Origin of the sequence: Pseudomonas syringae group sp. J248-6, from assembly GCF_032586995.1 — a bacterium.
GTDB classification, from domain to species: domain Bacteria; phylum Pseudomonadota; class Gammaproteobacteria; order Pseudomonadales; family Pseudomonadaceae; genus Aquipseudomonas; species Aquipseudomonas amygdali.
Genome location: NZ_JAWHOP010000002.1, coordinates 209,221 through 223,876, shown reverse-complemented (window position 1 = coordinate 223,876; position 14,656 = coordinate 209,221). Strand labels below are relative to the sequence as shown.

Annotated in this window: 13 protein-coding genes; 9 read left to right on the top strand and 4 right to left on the bottom strand. The window is 60.7% G+C overall.

Annotation, left to right across the window (positions count from 1 at the left end; all coding sequences use genetic code 11):
• Window positions 1-49: 49 nt before the first annotated feature.
• Window positions 50-655 carry a helix-turn-helix domain-containing protein gene (locus RYC17_RS03120; RefSeq protein ID WP_004665568.1) on the top strand — a complete coding sequence of 202 codons (606 nt, stop codon included), beginning with the start codon at window positions 50-52 and terminating at the stop codon, window positions 653-655.
• 48 nt (window positions 656-703) lie between these two features.
• On the opposite strand, the gene RYC17_RS03115 is transcribed toward RYC17_RS03120, so the two are convergent.
• The 4 genes from RYC17_RS03115 to RYC17_RS03100 form a co-directional block, all read right to left on the bottom strand.
• Window positions 704-1,870 carry a DUF1624 domain-containing protein gene (locus tag RYC17_RS03115; protein WP_122258612.1) on the bottom strand — a complete coding sequence of 389 codons (1,167 nt, stop codon included), beginning with the start codon at window positions 1,868-1,870 and terminating at the stop codon, window positions 704-706.
• 51 nt (window positions 1,871-1,921) lie between these two features.
• Window positions 1,922-2,482, bottom strand: coding sequence for a carbonate dehydratase (locus RYC17_RS03110; RefSeq protein ID WP_005733507.1), 561 nt, complete (start codon window positions 2,480-2,482; stop codon window positions 1,922-1,924).
• Between the two features lie 11 nt (window positions 2,483-2,493).
• Window positions 2,494-3,399, bottom strand: a complete 906-nt coding sequence (folE2, locus tag RYC17_RS03105) for a GTP cyclohydrolase FolE2 (protein WP_316887104.1) — start codon at window positions 3,397-3,399, stop codon at window positions 2,494-2,496.
• Between the two features lie 173 nt (window positions 3,400-3,572).
• On the bottom strand, window positions 3,573-4,481 hold the full coding sequence (locus tag RYC17_RS03100) for a LysR substrate-binding domain-containing protein (RefSeq protein WP_316887105.1): 909 nt from the start codon (window positions 4,479-4,481) through the stop codon (window positions 3,573-3,575).
• Between the two features lie 205 nt (window positions 4,482-4,686).
• Between RYC17_RS03100 and RYC17_RS03095 the strand changes: the two genes are divergently transcribed.
• From RYC17_RS03095 to RYC17_RS03060, 8 genes are all read left to right on the top strand, one after another.
• Window positions 4,687-6,207, top strand: coding sequence for an ABC transporter substrate-binding protein (locus RYC17_RS03095; RefSeq protein WP_054070851.1), 1,521 nt, complete (start codon window positions 4,687-4,689; stop codon window positions 6,205-6,207).
• Window positions 6,208-6,309: 102 nt separating this feature from the next.
• Entirely contained in the window at window positions 6,310-7,227 is a 918-nt protein-coding gene (locus tag RYC17_RS03090) for an ABC transporter permease (protein WP_316902524.1), read from the top strand.
• Between the two features lie 8 nt (window positions 7,228-7,235).
• Window positions 7,236-8,144, top strand: a complete 909-nt coding sequence (locus RYC17_RS03085) for an ABC transporter permease (protein WP_122258616.1) — start codon at window positions 7,236-7,238, stop codon at window positions 8,142-8,144.
• A 16-nt stretch (window positions 8,145-8,160) separates the two neighbouring features.
• Window positions 8,161-9,162: an ABC transporter ATP-binding protein gene (locus RYC17_RS03080; RefSeq protein ID WP_122258617.1), complete on the top strand. Its 1,002-nt coding sequence runs from the start codon at window positions 8,161-8,163 to the stop codon at window positions 9,160-9,162.
• Entirely contained in the window at window positions 9,159-10,172 is a 1,014-nt protein-coding gene (locus RYC17_RS03075) for an oligopeptide/dipeptide ABC transporter ATP-binding protein (RefSeq protein WP_316902523.1), read from the top strand. Before RYC17_RS03080 ends, RYC17_RS03075 begins: the two co-directional genes overlap by 4 nt.
• Complete coding sequence (locus tag RYC17_RS03070; protein ID WP_316902522.1) at window positions 10,169-11,596, top strand: M20 family metallopeptidase; 1,428 nt, start codon at window positions 10,169-10,171, stop codon at window positions 11,594-11,596. Before RYC17_RS03075 ends, RYC17_RS03070 begins: the two co-directional genes overlap by 4 nt.
• Entirely contained in the window at window positions 11,593-12,744 is a 1,152-nt protein-coding gene (locus tag RYC17_RS03065; protein WP_316902521.1) for a M20 family metallopeptidase, read from the top strand. The genes RYC17_RS03070 and RYC17_RS03065 overlap by 4 nt, the downstream gene beginning before the upstream one ends.
• Before the next feature lie 124 nt (window positions 12,745-12,868).
• The gene (locus RYC17_RS03060) at window positions 12,869-14,392 is read left to right on the top strand and encodes an amidase (RefSeq protein WP_316902520.1); all 1,524 of its coding nucleotides are present in this window, start codon (window positions 12,869-12,871) and stop codon (window positions 14,390-14,392) included.
• Window positions 14,393-14,656 lie beyond the last annotated feature (264 nt).

Genomic DNA, 14,656 nt, shown 5'->3' with positions numbered 1-14,656 from the left:
CATTCCCAGTGCGAAATAAAAATTATTGAACGGAAACTGTGCGCAGCCGATGAATATGCCGACCGAACCGCATCCCAAATTGAAGCTTGAGCAGTACCTGGGTATTCAGATCAAACGCCAGCGCCAGGCTCAAGAGCTGAAGCTTGCCGACGTAGCGCGCATTGCCGGTATCAGCCAAGGCATGCTGAGCAAGATCGAGAATGCACAGGTGTCGACCAGCCTCGACAATCTCAGCCGTCTTTGCGACGTGCTGGGCATGCCCATGTCCAAGCTGTTCAGCCAGTACGATCAGCAAGGCAGCAGTGCACTGCTGGTGAAAGCCGATGAAGGGCTTGAGGTGGTGAGGCGCGGCACCGAGAAAGGCCACACCTATCACTTGCTCAACCATACCCGTGGGCCGAAGAAGAGTTTCGAGGCGTACATGGTGACGATGGACGATGCCAGCGAGGAGTTTCCGACCTTCTCACACCCCGGCACCGAGTTTCTCCACCTGCTCGAAGGTGAACTGATCTACCGCCACGGCAATCAGCTGTATCCGATGCAGGCCGGTGACAGCCTGACCTTCGACGGCGACATTCCCCACGGACCCGAGCAACTGGTGCAGGTGCCGATCAAGCTACTGTCGATCATGAACTATGGTGCGCAGGGCGATTGAGGCCAGACCGGCAGCGGCGCGCCTGCTGGCGCGCCGTGCCTACGGTGGTTACAGGTATTTCAACCAGCTGATATCGCGACGACGCGCCTTCAGCGCAGCGAACCAGCGCACCGCTGGAAACAGCAGCACCGCCAGTACCACCGAGGTCAGCCAGACGCCCCACATGTGGTCGAAACCGAAGTACTTGCCCTGATTGGTTCCCCAGATCGCTACGGCAATCAGGTACAGAATCTTCAGGACGTACAAGTGCAGCAGGTAGAAAAACATCGGTGCCGAGCCGAGCACTACCAATGGCCGCAACCAGCTTTTTTCCTGACTGCGTTCGAAGGCGATGAGAATCAGCAGACCGATCCCCAGCGTCAGACTGATGAACAGCAACGACGGTGGGTATTTGGTGATGTTGAAGAAGCTCATGACCGTTTGCACACCGGTCTCGCCAACGCTCCACGGTTTTTCACCGTAGCCGTTGATCATGCGCAGGACCACAAAGCCCGACAGCGCTCCCCCACCCCACATCCACAGGTTTGCACGTCGTTTCGCAGCATCGTAGCTGCCGGCAAACCAGGGGCCTGCGGCGTAGCCCAGCGCGATAATGCCGATCCACGGCAATAACGGGTAAGAGGTACGGAAACGCAGGTTATCGGACACTTCGATCCAGCCCCGATCATGCAGAATCGCCCACGGGATGTGCATGGCCGACTCGACGCCGAAGTGCAGTGAGTCCAGCAGGTTATGCCCGGCAATGATCACCACGCCAATGACCACCAGCGCCCAGCGCGGCAGATACACCATCAGCGACAGCGCAAGCATGCTCAGGCCGATGGCCCAGATCACTTGCAGGTAGATGATGGTCGGCGGGAACTGGAAGGTCCAGGCGAAGCTCACCAAGGTGAACTCCAGGGCAATCAGGAACAGCCCGCGCTTGAGCAGAAACGCCGACACGTCAGTCTTGCCCTGATATTTCTCGCCATACAGGTACGCCGAAAGCCCGGTCAGCAGAACGAACAGCGGCGCACATAAATGCGCCAGTGTGCGGCTGAAAAATAGGGCGGGTTCGGTGCTTGCGACCTCCATCGGGTCGAGGACCTGGCGGTGCAGGAAGAAGGTTTCCCGCACGTGGTCCAGCAGCATGAAGAGAATGATCAGCCCGCGCAGAGCATCAATAGAGCGCAGCCGTGATGCTGGCGCGCGGGTTGGTTGAACAACTGCTGTCATGAAAAATCCAGATCCGTAGCCGGAAGTGCAATGAGTCGATTGTGTTCTGTGTCAGAACTCGTTCTGAAGTGCCTTGTAGCCGCGCACCAGGTCAATGTTGGTGTGCGCCACGTCTTCGGAAAATTCCGAGGCCGAAATGCTCACCGGCGGGAATTGCGAAAGATCAGTATTAGGCCCGATCCGGGTGGTGGACGGCACGTAAAAATTCTCCGGCAAATCGCGACCGTCGACCACCGAGTTGTGTCTGACCACACTGCCGTTGCCGACCTGACAGTTGAACAGCACGCTGTTGAAGCCGATGAACACGCGATCTCCGACCATGCAAGGTCCGTGCACGATGGAGCGGTGGGCAATCGAGGTGAACTCGCCGATGGTCACCGCAGCACCCGATTTGGAGTGAATCACCACGCCATCCTGAATATTGGAATTGGCACCGATGACAATCGGCTCCATGTCCCCTGTAGCGTCGACTTCGTCGGCGCGGATCACGGCATAAGGGCCGACAAACACGTTGTCCTTGATGATCACCTTGCCGCAGATGATCGCGGTTTTATCGATGTAGGCGGATTCGGCGATGACCGGCAGATGGCCGGAAGGATTTTTACGGATCACGGTATGAAGCCTCAGGACAGGTAGTTGGAAGTCTGGGCGGCCGCATCGTGCGGATGCAGGCTTTCGAAGTGACGCACACTGACGCTGGAGGCTGCATAGCGGCCTTCCAGCGCTTGCTGGACCTTGCGTGCGGCGTCTTCGACGTACATCAGGTTCTGGCCGTTGAGCCGGGCGAATGCCTGCTCGTCGGCACGTTTGACGGCGGTTTGCACCGGGGTGCCCAACGCCTGCTCGACCGCGTCGATCAGCGTCATCAGGCCCAGTTCGGTCGCCTGCTCGGCCACCCGCACCTGAACGGTAGCCACGCTGCGCTGGCTGTGCGGCGTGGCGAACGAGGCGTTCTCGCGCAGCCAGGTCGCAACCTGCATCGGGTCGACAAACGACTGCCTGCCAAAGCGTGCCGTAAAAGCGCCTTCCAGCAATTGTCGAGACAGTGCAGCCGAGCACGGGCAAGTAGACGAATAAGTGATGTCGGCTGAAACGTCGAGGCACAAACGGCCAGCGTGCCAAGTGGCGTCAAGCTTCACCGGGTAGGATTTCCAGCCGCTGAGCCCTTCGGTAATCAACGCCGGGCGACGGCACAGCAGATTGAAGCTCAGGGTGAGCCGGGCGCGGCTGGAATGGCAGTCCAGGTGGCTTTCAACCATGGCTTCCATCAGCGCAGACAACGTATCGGGGCTCAGTATCTGGTGCTCGGCAAACCTGTCGAGGAGCCGGTAGAGCCGCGACATATGGATACCCTTGACACTCGGATCGGCCAGATCGACTTGCAGATCGACATGCGCATGGACCGGGTGCCGGACGCCCGCTTCGGCCAGCCTGACAGGCACTTCGACGCCCTGCATGCCGACCCAGTCAAGTGAAACCAGGGCCGAGGAAACTTCCGTCAGGGCAACGTCTGGGAGGGGGTTGTTCATGTGCGTCAGTCGTCTCTTTGGCAAACCTCGCCTAAGGGCGAGGCCTGATGTTGGCGGTTCACGGCTATACAGCGTGCAGCCGTAAATTCGTTATACTATAACATCATGCTTACGAACTTCATCAACCAAACGCTCCCAGCCCGTTACCGCGCACCGCCGACGCCATCTGCGTGTCAGGTCTTTGCCAGTTCCTCGATCAGAAAATCCCTGAAGGCCGCAACCGCTGCGGGCAAGTTGCGCCCGGCCATGCTTTGCAGTTCGATACGGCGCGCCTTCATGCCTTCGTCGCTGATCGGCAGCGACTTGAGCTGTTTTTCGTGGGCGCGCTTGTCCAGCGTCATCTCGCTGGACAGGCTGATACCGCCCTCCTCACGCACGAACCGCAACAGCGCGCCAATGTAATTGCTGGTCAGCACCGGATCGAACAGCAGGCCCTGCACCCCGCAGCAGATGTCGAACAACTGGCGCAAGGTCGTATCGGTATTGGTCAGGGCGATGGCATAGGGTTGCAGCTCGGCCAGCGAGACTTCTGTGCGTGAGGCCAGCGGATGGTTATGACTGACCACCGCGCAGATCGCGCCGCTGTGAATGTGCTCGACCTTGATTTCGTTCTGCGGTGTCAGGCTGAAGGTCAGACACAGGTCCGCATCCCCGGAGCGCACCCGCTCTGTGGCCTGGGCCGGCGCGCAGACTTCCATCGAGAAATGGATGCCCTGATACAGCCGCCGGAACCGCGCAATGCACCGTGGCAGGAAATCCAGGGCAAAGCCCTCCGAGCAGGCAATTCGCACATGCCCACGCTGCAAGCCTTGCAGCTCGGTGATTTCCAGCACCACCTGCTCGGCTTCCAGTTGTGATTTGCGCGCATAGGCTGCCAGACGGATACCCGCCTCGCTGAGCATCATGCCGCGTGCCTGGCGCTCGAACAGCACGGCATCCAGCTCGCGCTCCAGCTTGCTGATCTGCCGACTGACTGCCGAGGACGCGACATTCAGCCGGATCGACGCCTCGCTGATTGACCCGCAACGCGCCACTTCGAGGAAGTAGCGCAACGCAGTGGACTGTACGCCGTAGAGTTGCATTGCGGCTCCTGCGTTGCCTTTTCGGCAATGAAAGGTTCGAAATATTGTGCTTGTGGCATTGATACGCTTTGCCTAGAGTCATGTCGAGGCGCAACATCAAAACAACCCAATCAAAAGAACACTGCAGCCTCGCTTCTCCCCTCTTCTCGCATTTGCGACCCCACTGCCCTTTGATACATCCACTTTGCCTATTGGAGACGACGGCATGGGAATCAAGGGTTTCGCTCGCAGCATCGCGCTATTGAGCCTGTTCAGCAGTTTTTCCGCCTTGGCTGGCAAGGCCGACGACACACTGGTCTACGCCTCCGACAGCGAACCGGAGAACATCAGCCCCTATCACAACGACCTGCGCGAGGGCGTGATTCTCGGTCGCCTGATCTGGGACAACCTGGTCTATCGCAACCCCGACAACGGCGAGTACCAACCGATGCTCGCCACCAGCTGGAAGCAGGTCGACGACACCACCATCGATTTCCAGCTGCGCGAGGGCGTGAAGTTTCACAACGGCGATCCGTTTACCGCAGATGACGTGGTATTCACCCTCAATTACGTGGTATCGCCCGAATCCAAGGTGGTCACCGTACAAAACGTCGACTGGATCAAGAGTGCCGAAAAACTGAGTGACTACAGCGTGCGCCTGCACCTGAAAAAGCCTTTCCCGCCTGCGCTGGAATACCTTTCCAACGCTGTGCCGATGTTCCCGAAAAAGTATTTCGAAGAGGTCGGGATGGCAGGCTTCAGCCGTAAACCAATTGGCACGGGGCCTTACAAGGTGACGGCCATTGCTACCGGTGAAGGCGTGAAGATGGACAAGAACCCGGATTACTTTCAGGGCAGCCCACAGGGCCAGCCGAAGATCGCTCACATCAATTTTCGCGTGATTGCCGATGCTGAAACACGTCTGGCCGAGCTGATGACCGGTGGCATCGACTGGACCTGGCGCGTAGCGCCGGATCAGGCCGAAAACCTCAAAGCCATGCCCAACCTGGTGGTCACCAGCGGCGCGACCATGCGTATCGGCTTTCTGATTCTGGATGCGCGCGGCACCTCCAGCGCCGACTCGCCAATGAAGCACCTGAAAGTACGCCAGGCAATCAACTATGCGATCAACCGTGACGGTCTGGCCTCGCAACTGGTCGGTGGCGAAAGCAAACCATTGCAGGTCGCCTGCTACCCCGGTCAGTTCGGTTGCGACACCACGGCAGCCACGGTCTACAACTATGACCCGGCCAAGGCCAAGGCGCTGCTTGCCGAAGCGGGTTACCCGAACGGCTTTGAAACCGAAATATTCGCCTACCGCGACCGCGACTACGTTGAAGCCATCATCGGCAACCTGCGTGCAGTCGGCATCAACGCCAAGCTGCGCTACCTCAAGTACGCAGCCCTGCGTGACCAGCAGCGTGGCGGCAAGGTGCCAATGTCTTTTCAGGCCTGGGGTTCGTTCTCGATTCTCGATACCTCGGCCTCGGCCGGCACCTGGTTCAAGGGCAACCCGGACGACAACATCAAGGACCCGCAAGTCCAGGGCTGGCTGCAGACCGCCGACAATGCACTGGACCCGCAGGTGCGCAAGGACAATTACCGCAAGGCGTTGCAGCGCATCAGCGAGCAGGCCTACTGGGCGCCGCTGTTCAACTACTCGATGAACTACGCCTACGTCTCGGACCTGAACTTCAAGCCGTATCCGGACGAGCTGCCGCGCTTCGTGCTGTCGAGCTGGAAATAGGCCGTTGGTGAAGTCAATTGGCGAGACCGGCTGTGAGGTGCGTGATGCGCCTTGCAGCATCGGCAGCCAGCCCGTCATTCCCTGAACACAAGGTCACTTGCCATGTTCGGATTTCTCTTGCGCCGCCTGGGCATTGCCCTGTGCGTAGCGATCACCGTGTCGGTGATCAGCTTTTCCCTGCTGCACCTGTCCGGCGACCTGGCCACCGCCATCGGCGGGCCGGAAGCCAGCAGCGAGCAGATCGAACAGATCCGTGTGCAATACGGCCTCAACAAACCATTGGTTACGCAGTATTTCGAATGGTTGGCCGACGTGGTACGCCTGGATCTGGGTGACTCGTTCTTCTTTCAGGAATCGGTCTACAACCTGATCGCCTCGCGCCTGTCGATCACCCTCGGGCTGGGGGCAATAGCCCTGAGCATTGCGCTGCTGATTGCCATTCCGTTGGGCGTGCTGGCCGCCGTGAAGCGCGACACATGGATTGATCGCCTGGCGCTGAGCATCGCGGTACTGGGTCAGGCGATGCCGAGTTTCTGGTTCGCACTGATGCTGATCGTGGTGTTCTCGGTCACCCTGAAATGGCTGCCGGTATCGGGCAACTCGACTTGGGCGCACTTCGTCATGCCCGCCATCGCGCTGGGTTATTACGCCACACCGGCGATCATGCGCCTGACCCGCGCCGGCATGCTCGACGTGCTCAATTCCGATTACATCCGCACCGCGCGTGCCAAGGGCCTGCGCCCCGCCACCGTGCTGTTCAAGCATGCGTTGCGCAACGCGTTGATCCCGGTGGTGGCGCTCGCCGCCGTGGAGTTCGGTTTCATGCTTGGCGGCTCGGTGGTCATTGAAACGGTCTTCTCGCTGCAAGGCATCGGCCAACTGGCCTGGGATGCGATTGCCCGCGACGACTTTCCGGTGGTGCAGGCGGTCGTGCTGTTGATCGCGGTGATCTACATCGTCCTCACCCTGCTGGCCGACGTGCTCAACGCATTGCTCGACCCGCGCATTCGCGTGAAATAGGAGGCCCCATGAGTACAACCACCTCATCGCCGCTGCTGATCAACGATTACCAGCCACCGGCGCGCAGTGCCTGGCGCACGTTGCGCAGCAGCTTCGCGCACCGCGGTTTTGCCATCGGCGCGGTACTGCTGTTGATCATTCTGTTTGGCGCACTGTTCGCCCCCTGGCTGGCCCCCTACGACCCTTACGCGCAGGATGTGATGCTGCGCATGAAACCACCGGTATGGATGGCCAACGGCACCTGGGACTATGTGCTGGGCACCGACAAACTGGGCCGCGATTACTTGTCACGCCTGCTGTACGGCGCACGCATCTCGCTATTCATCGGTTTCTCGGCGGCGCTCATCTCTGGCGTCATCGGCACCATCATGGGCCTGCTGGCCGGCTACTTCGGCGGCAAGACCGACGCTGTGATCAGCTACCTGATCACCACACGCCTGGCGATGCCGGTGGTGATGATCGCGCTGGCCTCCGCATCGCTGATCGGTGGCTCGCTGAAAGTGGTGATCGTGCTGCTTGGCTGCCTGCTCTGGGACCGCTTTGCCGTGGTGGTGCGCGCTGCCGTGCAGCAGATTCGCGATGCTGAATACGTCGCCTCGGCCCAGGCGCTGGGCTGCTCGACGCTGCGCATTCTGGCCAGCGAAATTCTGCCTAATCTGGTCGGTGCACTGATCGTGGTTGCCACGCTGGAGATGGCCCACGCGATCCTTCTGGAATCGGCGCTGTCGTTTCTCGGGGTCGGCGTACAGCCACCGATTCCGTCCTGGGGACTGATGATCGCCGAAGGCAAACCGTACATGTTCTTTTCCCCCTGGGTTATCGCGATTCCCGGCATCGCCCTGATGGTGCTGGTGCTGGGCATCAATCTGGTCGGTGACGGCCTGCGCGACCTGATCCTGCCCGACGGGCGCAACTGACAGAGGAGATACGCACATGGCGCTGTTGCATGTTGAAAACCTGCGTGTCGAGATTCCTCTCGGCCAAGACACGCTCCACGCAGTACGCGGCCTGGACTTTCAGGTCGAGCGCGGCGAAATGCTGTGCATCGTCGGCGAGTCCGGCTGCGGCAAATCCCTGACTTCGCTGGCACTCATGGACCTGCTGCCGCGCAAGGCCCGGCGTACCGCAACGACGCTGAGCCTGGACGGCATCGATATGCTGACCCAGAGCGAACGGCAGATGTGCGACCTGCGTGGCAACCGTCTGGCGATGATTTTCCAGGAGCCGATGACCTCGCTGAACCCGGCCTACAGCATTGGCGATCAGCTCAGCGAAGTGCTCACCCGACACCGCAAGGTATCGCGCAAGGAAGCGCTGCAACGTGCGGCGCAAATGCTTGAAAAAGTCGGGATCAGCAACGCTGGCGAGCGCCTGCGTCAGTACCCGCATCAATTGTCGGGCGGCCTGCGCCAGCGGGTAATCATCGCCATGGCCCTGATGTGCGAACCGGACGTGATCATCGCCGACGAGCCGACCACTGCGCTGGACGTGACCATTCAGGCACAGATCCTGCGCCTGATTCGCGACATCCAGAAGGAGCTGGGTCTGGCCGTGATCTTCATTACCCACGACCTTGGCCTGGTGGCGCGCATTGCCGACCGGGTTGCGGTGATGTACGCCGGGCAGATCGTCGAAACCGCCCCGGCCGTCGAGTTGTTCGAGAACCCGCAACACCCCTATACCCGCGGCTTGCTGGCGAGCATACCGATCCCCGGGCGCACTCAACCGGGTCAGCCGCTGGGATCGATTCCGGGGCTGGTGCCCAGTCTGGTGGGCGAGCAACACGGCTGCGCATTTCGCAATCGCTGCCCGCAAGCAATCGCAGCGTGTGCTGATGATGTCCCTCAGGTTCACAGCCACGACCACATGACCCGCTGCCTGTTTGCTTCAACGGGCGTAGAAACTGTATTGCACCGTGAGGGCATGACGTCATGAACAATCAGGCCCTTAACACGAGTGTCAAAAAAGACATTGCTCTGGAGCTGTGCGACATCCGACGCGAATTCAGCATCAGCCGTGGTTTTTTCAAACCCAATGCCACTTTGAAAGCCGTCGACGGAGTGTCACTGCGCTTGATGCGCGGCGAAACCCTCGGTCTGGTCGGCGAATCGGGATGCGGCAAGAGCACCCTGGCCAAGATGCTGCTGGGCCTGCTCGCGCCCAGCAGCGGCGATGTACTGGTCAACGGCAAACACCTCGCCGGAACCGACCGCAAAGAGATGGCACGGCGCATCCAGCCGATCTTTCAGGATCCTTACTCGTCGCTCAACCCGCGCAAGACTCTGCGCGAAATCGTCACTCTGCCGCTGGTGGTGCATGGCATTGGCACCCCGGCCGAACGTCGCCAGCGTGCCGAGGCGATGATGGACGTGGTCGGCTTGCCCAAGCGCGTGATCGACAGCTACCCGAGCCAGCTTTCCGGTGGCCAGCGCCAGCGGGTAGCGATTGCGCGGGCCCTGGTAATGCGCCCGGATGTGTTGATTTGCGACGAGCCGACCTCGGCGCTGGACGTTTCGGTGCAGGCGCAAATTCTTAATCTGCTACAGGACCTGAAACAGGAATTCGGCCTGACGTACCTGCTGATCAGCCACAACCTGGCCGTTATCGAACACCTGGCCGACCGTGTCGCGGTGATGTACCTGGGGCGGATTGTCGAAGAGCGCAGCCGCGAATCGCTGTTCGCCAGACCCGGTCATCCCTACACCAAGGCGTTGCTGGACTCGGTACTGACCCCTGATCCGCATCTGGGCATTCCCGATCTGGGTTTGCACGGGACCTTCCCCAACCCTATGTCGCCGCCATCCGGCTGCGCCTTTCACCCGCGCTGCCCGGCCTGCATGGCGGTGTGCAAGGAGAAGTCTCCGGTGATTGGCCGCATGGAAGGCGGAACCGTGCGCTGCCACTTGCGCGACACCTCGAAAACCCTGGAGCTGATGCCCTCATGAGTAGCCGTTCGCACGCTATCGAAAACGTCACTGAACAGTTCGACAACGGCGCGTTTTTCGCCCTGCTCGGCAAAAGCGTTGCCTACCCGACCCAGAGCCAGGAGGCCGAAAGCCTGCCCGAGCTGTATCGTTATCTTCATGAGTTCATCACCCCGCATGTCGAGCGTCTGGGTTTCAGCGTTACCGTGCATGACAACCCGGTCGCCGGACGCGGCCCGCTGATGATCGCCACGCGCATCGAAGCCCCTGAACTGCCAACGCTGCTCAGTTACGGCCACGGTGACGTGGTTCGCGGCTATGACGCGCAGTGGCAGACAGGCCTGTCGCCGTGGCAGGTGATCGAACGTGGCGAGCGCTGGTACGGACGTGGCACCGCCGACAACAAGGGCCAGCACCTGATCAACCTGACCGCTCTGGAGCAGACCCTCAAGGCACGCGACGGCAAGCTGGGTTTCAACGTCAAACTGCTGCTGGAAATGGGCGAAGAAGACGGCTCGCCGGGCCTTAGCGCGTTCTGCCAGGCCCACGCAGAAGCACTCGCCGCAGACATTTTCATCGCCTCCGACGGCCCACGCCTGGCAGCGGCGCGCCCTACCCTGTTTCTTGGCTCGCGCGGGGTATTCAACTTTGAGCTGACGGTGAACCTGCGTGAAGGCGCGCACCATTCCGGCAACTGGGGCGGGCTGCTGGCCAACCCAGGCATCATTCTGGCCAACGCAATTGCCAGCATGGTCGATGCGCATGGCCGCGTGAAAGTCGCGGGCCTGGTGCCGACAGCCATCCCCGATGCCGTTCGTACAGCGTTGGCGGATATCGAGGTCGGCGGCGGCCCCGGCGACCCGGACATTGACGCTGACTGGGGCGACCCGGCGCTGTCGCTCAGCGAAAAAGTCTTCGGCTGGAACACCCTCGACGTTCTCGCCTTCAAGACCGGCAACCCGGACGCCCCGGTACACGCCATTCCCGGCAAAGCGCACGCGTTATGCCACATTCGCTTTGTGGTCGACAGCGATTACAACGCGTTCATTCCCGCCGTGCGTGCACACCTGGATGCGCACGGTTTCACCCAGGTCGAAGTCCGTCAGACGCGCATGGACGTGATGCATGCCACGCGCCTGTCACCCGACAGCCCGTGGGTCGGTTGGGCACTGGCATCTCTGGCCGCCACCACCGGCAAGAAGCCGGCACTGCTGCCCAATCTGGGCGGCTCGCTGCCCAATGACGTGTTCGCTGAAGTGCTGGGCCTGCCGACTGTCTGGGTGCCACACTCGTACCCGGCGTGCTCACAACATGCCCCCGACGAGCATTTGCTGGCACCGGTGGTCAAAGAAAGTCTGCAAATCATGGCCGGACTGTTCTGGGACCTGGGAACGGACGGCGCACGGCTGACCCGCGAGCATCGGATACAGGAGCTGAGTGAATGAATGAGGCACAACGGCAGGCCACTGACTGGCTGAGCGCGCAGTACGAGGCAATGGAGAAGCTGTTGCAGAGCCTGGTCGATACCGACTCCAACAGTTACGACAAGGCCGGAGTGGATGCGGTCGGCGAACTGCTCGCCGCGCAATTGCAGGCCGACGGGATCAGCGTCGAACGTATCCCGGTTGAGGGTTTTGGCGATGTGCTGTTGGCTGAATTGCCCGGCGGCCCCGGCAAACCAGTGTTGTTGCTGGGTCATCGCGACACCGTATTTCCCAAAGGCACCACGTCCGCTCGCGGTTATACCAAAGATGCTGAACTGGCCTATGGCCCTGGCGTGGCCGACATGAAAGGCGGACTGGTGCTGAACTGCTTTGCGCTGAAAGCGTTGAAGCGCATCGGCCCGCTGCCATTTCCGGTACAGATCCTCTATACCGGCGACGAAGAAATCGGCTCCGCCAGCGCTCGTGTTCACATCGAAGAGTACGCACGCCAGGCTCGCGCGGTGCTCAACCCGGAACCGGGACGCGCCAGCGGCAACGTGGTCAGTGCCCGCAAAGGCGGTGCCACGCTGATCATCGAAGTCAGCGGCCGCGCGGCGCATTCCGGGGTCAATCACGCCGACGGTGCCAGCGCGATTCAGGCGCTGGCGCACAAGGTAATCAAGTTGCATGCGTTGACTGATTACGCAGCGGGCATCACCACCAATGTCGGGCTGATCTCTGGCGGCACCTCCAGCAATACGGTAGCGCCCAGCGCCACGGCGAAGCTCGATGTGCGCTTTGTCGAACTGCGCCAATGGGATGAAATTCTCGCCGCCGTTCAGGCCATCGTCGCCCAAGAGGAGCTGCCCGGCACATCGGCCAGACTGCTGGAAGCCACGACCTTCCTGCCCATGGAAGCCCGGCACAGCACTGAACTGCTGAGTATCTATCAGGGGCTTGCGCAGGAACTGGGTTTCAGCGTGGAAGGTGAGTTCACCGGCGGCTGCGCCGACTCTGGCTTCACCGCCAGCCTGGGCATCCCCACGCTGTGCGGCCTCGGCCCGGTCGGCGGCAAGGTACACACCGACCGTGAGTATCTGGAGCTTGATACCCTGGTGCCCAGAGGCCAGGCGCTGGTGGCAACGATACTGGCGCTGGGGGATGTTTGAAGAGACTGCCCACGTGCTGTGCCCGACCTGGAAAAAGAGGCGCGACGCAGATGTGTGACGCAGAGCGTCACGAAATGCATTCCCACGCGAGCGTGCGGAACGATGAAATTCGGGAGAACACTCCATGCAAAACCCATCCGGGCTGCTCGGCAAATCCGCCACCGAACTGCGTGCGTTGATCGGCAACAAACAGATCTCGCCAGTGGAATTGCTCGACGCCTGCATCGAGCGGATTGAAACCCTCAATCCGAAAATCAATGCGTTCGCCGCCACCTGTTTCAAGCGCGCCCGCGACGAGGCGCTGCTGGCCGAGCATGCAGTCCTGCAAGGCAAACCGCTGGGGCTGCTGCATGGCCTGCCAATCGGCATCAAGGACCTGGAAGAAACCGCCGGGGTACTCACCACTTACGGCTCACAACTGTTCCGCGACAACATTCCAGAGCAGGACAACCTGTTCGTCGCGCGCCTGCGTGCTGCCGGGGCAATCGTCGTCGGCAAGACCAATGTCCCGGAACTCGGCGCCGGAGCCAACACCCGTAACGTAGTCTGGGGCGCGACCGGCAACCCGTTCAATCCGGAACTCAACGCAGGCGGTTCCTCGGGTGGTTCAGCCGCCGCATTGGCTGTGGATATGGTGCCGTTATGCAGCGGTTCAGATACCGGTGGTTCGTTGCGCATTCCCGCAGCACTGTGCGGCATCGTCGGCCTGCGACCTTCACCCGGCTTGGTACCGAGCGAACGCAAAAAACTCGGCTGGACGCCGATTTCCGTTGTTGGCCCGATGGGTCGCAATGTCGCCGACACGCTGCTGCAACTGCGCGCCAGCGCCGGGCTGGGGCAGTCCGATCCGTTGAGCTATGCCATTGCCGATGACGCGTTTGCACCACGCACCGTCGACCTCAGCCAACTGCGGGTCGGCTATAGCGAAGACTTCGGCGCCTGCGCAGTCGATGACACAATCCGTGCCGTTTTCCGGGAAAAAATCAACGCACTGAAGCCGCTCTTCAAATCCTGCGAAGCCATCGACCTGAACCTGGGCAGCGCCCATCGCACCTTCGACGTACTGCGTGCCGAAGCCTTCGTTGCCGGGCTGCAGGACGCCCATGACCGCGACCCCGATGCGCTGGGACCCAACACCCGCGCCAACTTTGAGATGGGCGCCGCCATGTCGCTGCAGGACTGCGTAAAGGCACATGGCGAGCAGAGCCGGATCTTCCGCGGTTTCCAGAAGCAATTCGAACACTACGACCTGATCCTCGCGCCGACCACACCAGTCTCGCCCTTCCCGTGGAGCGAACTGTACCTGCGCGAAGTCAACGGCGTGCCACTGGACAATTACTATCGCTGGCTGGCGCTGTGCTACACCATCACCCTGACCACCAACCCGGCACTGTCCCTGCCCTGCGGCACCGATCACAACGGCATGCCGTTCGGGCTACAGATGATCGGCGGGTTTCGCGGCGACGCAAAACTGCTCGCCTGCGCAGCGGCGCTCGAGCAGGCAACACTGAATGATCCACGCCTGTCACGTCCGCGTCCCGACCTGCAGAAACTGCTGGCCTCGGCGGTCGACCTGACGCATATCGTCACGCATCCACCTGTTTATGGCGGGTCGAGAACGGGCAAGCCGGAGATTGGTGCGATGTAGTTGGGGATGTGTGAAGGAGCAAGACCAATACCAGGCGTTCAAAAAACGTGCCGCACTTCACTTTTTAGCGATCAACCAAAAAAACTTTCAAACCACAGCGGTGAGGAAAAGCGCCGGGAATTCAATGCGTCATCTAGCTATCACAGTCGTGAACACCCAACTGCTATCTCATTGACATCATTGCGATCGTCGCACAAATGAGAAAAATGGCAGTATCTGAGATCGAATTGGCATGCCAGACGATCAGGCAAAGGTTACCTCTAG

What these genes read in the sequence shown, in the direction of transcription:
- RYC17_RS03120 (WP_004665568.1), top strand. Translation starts at nt 50, where the DNA reads ATGAATATGCCGACCGAACCGCATCCCAAATTGAAGCTTGAGCAGTAC.
- RYC17_RS03115 (WP_122258612.1), bottom strand. Translation starts at nt 1,870, where the DNA reads ATGACAGCAGTTGTTCAACCAACCCGCGCGCCAGCATCACGGCTGCGC.
- folE2 (WP_316887104.1), bottom strand. Translation starts at nt 3,399, where the DNA reads ATGAACAACCCCCTCCCAGACGTTGCCCTGACGGAAGTTTCCTCGGCC.
- RYC17_RS03100 (WP_316887105.1), bottom strand. Translation starts at nt 4,481, where the DNA reads ATGCAACTCTACGGCGTACAGTCCACTGCGTTGCGCTACTTCCTCGAA.
- RYC17_RS03095 (WP_054070851.1), top strand. Translation starts at nt 4,687, where the DNA reads ATGGGAATCAAGGGTTTCGCTCGCAGCATCGCGCTATTGAGCCTGTTC.
- RYC17_RS03090 (WP_316902524.1), top strand. Translation starts at nt 6,310, where the DNA reads ATGTTCGGATTTCTCTTGCGCCGCCTGGGCATTGCCCTGTGCGTAGCG.
- RYC17_RS03085 (WP_122258616.1), top strand. Translation starts at nt 7,236, where the DNA reads ATGAGTACAACCACCTCATCGCCGCTGCTGATCAACGATTACCAGCCA.
- RYC17_RS03080 (WP_122258617.1), top strand. Translation starts at nt 8,161, where the DNA reads ATGGCGCTGTTGCATGTTGAAAACCTGCGTGTCGAGATTCCTCTCGGC.
- RYC17_RS03075 (WP_316902523.1), top strand. Translation starts at nt 9,159, where the DNA reads ATGAACAATCAGGCCCTTAACACGAGTGTCAAAAAAGACATTGCTCTG.
- RYC17_RS03070 (WP_316902522.1), top strand. Translation starts at nt 10,169, where the DNA reads ATGAGTAGCCGTTCGCACGCTATCGAAAACGTCACTGAACAGTTCGAC.
- RYC17_RS03065 (WP_316902521.1), top strand. Translation starts at nt 11,593, where the DNA reads ATGAATGAGGCACAACGGCAGGCCACTGACTGGCTGAGCGCGCAGTAC.
- RYC17_RS03060 (WP_316902520.1), top strand. Translation starts at nt 12,869, where the DNA reads ATGCAAAACCCATCCGGGCTGCTCGGCAAATCCGCCACCGAACTGCGT.